Origin of the sequence: Melaminivora alkalimesophila, assembly GCF_000282995.1 — a bacterium.
Lineage (GTDB): Bacteria > Pseudomonadota > Gammaproteobacteria > Burkholderiales > Burkholderiaceae_C > Melaminivora > Melaminivora alkalimesophila.
The window spans coordinates 1-975 of sequence record NZ_ALEE01000139.1 but is presented as its reverse complement, the minus strand read 5'-3'; the positions used below and the strand labels follow the sequence as shown (position 1 = coordinate 975).

At 75.3% G+C, this 975-nt stretch carries 1 protein-coding gene; it reads right to left on the bottom strand.

The genetic code is table 11. The annotated features are described in order from the left end of the window. The coding region (locus tag A612_RS02085) for an MBL fold metallo-hydrolase (RefSeq protein WP_019372956.1) at positions 1–975 on the bottom strand (975 nt) is incomplete at both ends.

The following is a 975-nucleotide window of genomic DNA, read 5'->3' as shown; positions in this document are numbered from 1 at the left end:
CGGCGGCGATGCGCGCGCCGCGTGTGCCGCCGGCCTGGTGTCCGGTCAGGACGATCAGGTTGCGTGGGTCGCCCGCGTGCAGCGCCAGGTGGTGCAGGACGCGTCCGCCCGTGGCCATGCCGCTGGCCGAGAGGATCACGTGCGGCCCCGGCAGGCGCGCCAGGGCCTTGGATTCCTCCACGCTGCGCACCAGCGTGGTGCTGCGCGCCATTGCCTCCAGTTGCGTGCGATCCAGGCGGTGCTCATCCATGTGCTGGCCGTACAGGCCGGTCGCCTCGATGGCCATGGGGCTGTCCAGGAACACGGGCAGGTCGGGCGGCAGCCGGCCTGCGGCCTTCAGTCGGGCGATGGCGTGCAGCACCGTCTGCGCGCGCCCCACGGCGAACACCGGCACCACCGCCACACCGCCGCGCGCGGCCAGGCGCGAGAGCGCCGGCGCCAGCTCGTCGGGCAGGCTGGCCGGCGGGTGGGCGCGGTCGCCGTAGGTGGATTCCAGCAGCACCACGTCGGCGGCCGGCGGCGGCTCGGGCGCGCGCATCAGCAGGTCGTCCGGCCGGCCCAGGTCGCCCGAGAACAGGATGCGCCGCCCGCCCACCTCCAGCCGCAGGCTGGCCGCGCCCAGGATGTGACCGGCACGCGAGAAGCGCGCGCGCCAGCCCGGCAGGGGCTCGAAGTCCTGGTGCACCGGCCGGGTGCGCAGCAGCGCCAGGGCGCGCTCGGCGTCCAGCCGTGTGTACAGCGGCAGCGCCGGGCGGTGGCGGCTCAGGCCGTGGCGGTTCAGGTAGGCGGCGTCTTCTTCCTGCAGGTGGCCGCTGTCGGGCAACAGGATGGCGCACAGGTCGCGCGTGCCGGGCGTGCACCACACCGGGCCGGCAAAGCCCTGGCGGGCCAGCAGCGGCAGGTGGCCCGAGTGGTCGAGGTGCGCATGCGTCAGCACCACGCTGTCGATGTCCACCGACGCCAGTGGCAGCGGCT